The organism is Coleofasciculus sp. G3-WIS-01, assembly GCF_040223135.1.
In the GTDB taxonomy this organism is placed as follows: domain Bacteria; phylum Cyanobacteriota; class Cyanobacteriia; order Cyanobacteriales; family Coleofasciculaceae; genus Coleofasciculus.
In genome coordinates this window covers 1-3180 of record NZ_JAVJZI010000153.1, presented here as the reverse complement: position 1 = coordinate 3180, position 3180 = coordinate 1, and the positions used below count along the sequence as shown (strand labels likewise).

Genomic DNA, 3180 nt, shown 5'->3' with positions numbered 1-3180 from the left:
GGTCACTGAAACAGTGCTTTTTGGACAGTTACCGACCGATAACCTTGGCGAGGCTAACTTTACCCCAGAAATGGGTGAAAACCGGAGGGGCAACCATACCCCTCCACCCCGAAAGGGGTATGCTTCTTAAACCGCTACCGCTTGTTCCTCCCTGGTCTAAAGACACAGGGTTTCCCACAACGAAGGATTTTTATGAGTATTATGAACAAAACGTTATTGGCAAGTTTAAGTTTGGTCTTCGGCGTAATAGTTGTTCCTGAGAATGCACCAGCCGTTACCTTGTATGCAGAAGATTTTTCAGGTCAAAACGGTAAAGGCGCAACAGGCGGAGCGGCTACAGACGTAGTGGGCGTGGATTGGTCAATTGAGTTAAACGATGCGGCTCTGTTTGACTCAATTGATTACTTCCGAGTAGAGGCTGAAGCCTTCACTGCTCGTGATACAAATGCAGGTTGTCCTAATGTAAACTGTACCTCTGGGGGCAATCCTGATCCCTTATTTCCCGCGTGGCTCAGTCCAGAACTCGATATTTCTGGATTTACTAACCTGGCTTTATCATTGGATGCTTTCGCTAGTAATACCAGTTTTGAACACGAGGAAAACAGCCCTATTGGTGAAAAAGATTACTTTATCGTTTCATATTTATTGGATGATGTCGAGTTTATAGCGGCTGAGTTAATTACCCAGTCTGGAGCTTTCACGAATCAAACCGTGAATGAATTGGTCGGTAATGGCAGTACATTACAGGTGAAAGTTCAGCTTAACACGACTGCATCAACAGAGCTGCTGTCATTTGATAACATTTTGGTCACAGGAGATCAAATCAATCCTTCTCAGTCTGTCCCTGAACCTACCTCTATCATCGGCTTAATCGCACTTGCAGGTATCGGTACGGCTTCCCGCAAGGCTACAAAATCAAACAAAATCTAACCAAACTAATCCCTAGAGCGCCGTTTGGTGTAACAACAATTAGTGGTGGGAAAAAGTAGAGATGTTTCAGCAGAACGTTTGTCAATTGTAGGGGCGGGTTTAGGAACTACACTCAGCTATTGCGGAAATAACTGAACAACAAAACCCGCCCTTATTCAAGGTTAGTGGATCAGCACATCTTCCCAATTCTTGTTTCCAGCATCCATCCTGGAAATGTCCTCTTGGCGGCTGACGCGACTACGGGAGGCAGAGCCTCCGCCGTAGCATTCCCAGGCTGAGCCTGGGAACGAGGCTATCAGCAAGCTCAACTTACAGTGAACTGGAATCGAGACTCTCGGCTTCACCTTGAGTCTGTGGTAGATGTAAACCACATTCTTGCTTAATTCCCCGGAAGCGGGTATCGCGTTCGTGCTGATCTTCCGCAGTGACTGGGCGGCTAGAGTGCCAATCCCCTACAGTCGCATAGCCAAGTTCCCGCAAGGGGTGATAGGGAAGATTATGTTCCGTGATGTACTCATGGACATCTTGGCTACTCCAGTGAAGAATGGGTAATACTTTGTACATCCCAGACTGGATATTTATTGGACGCAATGTCTGACGGTGATGTGTCTGTTGAGCCCGCAATCCGGCTAGCCATGCTGTTGCGTTTAACTCTTGTAATGCTCGCTGCATGGGTTCGACTTTACGTATATAGTCATACTGATTCAGCGCTTCGGGATCATCTTTTGTCCAGAGTCTGCCATAGAGGGCTTCCATACGGGCTGGACTAATGGGCGATTGATATACCTGTAGGTTGAGATTTAATTGTTCAGTTAGCTGTTGAGCAAATCTATAAGTTTTGGGGGGGAGATATCCTGTATCAACCCAAATCACGGGAATGTCAGGCACGATGCGAGTGACTAAGTGCAGCATCAGCGCTGACTGGATGCCGAAGCTAGTACTCATCACCAAACCATCGCCAAAGGTTTCGGCTGCCCATTTAACCATTGAGGTGGCATCGGCATCAACGAGTTGTCGATTGACTCCCTCTATATCCAGTTGAGTTTTCTGTGCGATCGCACTTACCATTTCCCTAAACTCCCAGTCTTCCTGCCAGTCTTGTCTTTTTTCCAGTTCCGTGATTTAATTGTACCGAGTTAATCTACGGTAAATTGGTGGGTTTACTGTACTTTTACACCACATTGAACTTTACCACGCCTAATTGTCTACGGCAATGTAATTAGATACAATTCACTGACTATAAAATTAAGTTTTGTATCTTTGAGGGAGAGCGATCAGATTCAGTGTTTTCTCAAAAGTGACGCCACCAATATTGTTCTAGCTGATAGGCTTGGCGCAGGTGTTGTAGGGCGGCTGTTGATAGCAACCCTTTGACAAGGGCAACGAATTGTCCCCAAGCTAGCAATTGCGATTCACTCGTGGCTCGGTTGAACTGATATCTATAGAATATTGTCCAAAACTCTGGGGCAATTGGAGATTTCCAGCGCTTGCGCCAGCGAACCATGTCTTGAGGAGTGGGAGGTTCAGCTTCCAGGATTGGCGGGAAGTCGGCGTAGCTGACGAATCGGCTCAAACCTTTGCCGTGAACATAAACGATATGCTGCCAGCATTCGATACGATAAATCTCGTCGGGAGAGAGGTTAAACAGCAAGGCGACTGTCTCGACGGTGACGAATCGTGCCAGGGGGTGATGGGTGGAGGATTTGTAATTTAGTTTTGACGCTCCAAAGATGGGCGTTTTTATGGTATGTGTTGATAACATAGTAAGTACTTCCCATTTAATGGGACATTGAGGCGATCGCTCTTGCGTTTGTCAGACTCGGAGAGCGATCGCTTTTACCTGAAGACTCTCCAATTAAACGATAGAATGTTATCTTTTGTCAAGAGTGTATGGGCTTAGTCAGGTTGCGAATTCGAGAGTTTGCACAAGAAAAAGGATGGACTATAAAAGAAGTCTCTGATCGCTCTGGGTTAGTCTACAGCACAGTCAGACACTATGCCCGCTCACCAGGACTGGCAATGATAGACTATACGGCTATTCACAAGTTGGCTCGAACCTTTGATGTGATGGTAGAGGATTTGGTTGAGATTTTAGAGGAGTAGTATATCTGCAATATCCCAATGTACCATCGGCACTCCTACAAACAATTCGGGATAACGCAATGGAAGCAATTAAGGCAACTAAATTCAAGCACCTCCCTCGAAAGAAGCCGACATCGGGGTTGCGTTATGACAAGCGCACCATGACAC

Annotated in this window: 4 protein-coding genes; 2 read left to right on the top strand and 2 right to left on the bottom strand. The window is 46.3% G+C overall.

Features of this window, described 5'->3' with window-relative positions; genetic code table 11:
- Window positions 1–201: 201 nt before the first annotated feature.
- Window positions 202–930: a PEP-CTERM sorting domain-containing protein gene (locus tag RIM23_RS14995; protein WP_446368024.1), complete on the top strand. Its 729-nt coding sequence runs from the start codon at window positions 202–204 to the stop codon at window positions 928–930.
- Window positions 931–1239: 309 nt separating this feature from the next.
- Here RIM23_RS14995 and RIM23_RS14990 read toward each other — a convergent pair whose 3' ends face one another.
- Both RIM23_RS14990 and RIM23_RS14985 read right to left on the bottom strand, forming a co-directional pair.
- Window positions 1240–1998, bottom strand: coding sequence for a phosphoadenylyl-sulfate reductase (locus tag RIM23_RS14990; protein WP_446368023.1), 759 nt, complete (start codon window positions 1996–1998; stop codon window positions 1240–1242).
- A 223-nt stretch (window positions 1999–2221) separates the two neighbouring features.
- Window positions 2222–2692 (bottom strand): hypothetical protein, encoded by a 471-nt coding sequence (locus RIM23_RS14985; protein WP_446368022.1) that lies wholly within the window; start codon window positions 2690–2692, stop codon window positions 2222–2224.
- A 128-nt stretch (window positions 2693–2820) separates the two neighbouring features.
- On the opposite strand from RIM23_RS14985, the gene RIM23_RS14980 reads away from it, so the two are divergent.
- A complete protein-coding gene (locus RIM23_RS14980) occupies window positions 2821–3033 on the top strand; it encodes a helix-turn-helix domain-containing protein (protein ID WP_446336892.1) in 213 nt (70 codons plus the stop codon).
- Window positions 3034–3180 lie beyond the last annotated feature (147 nt).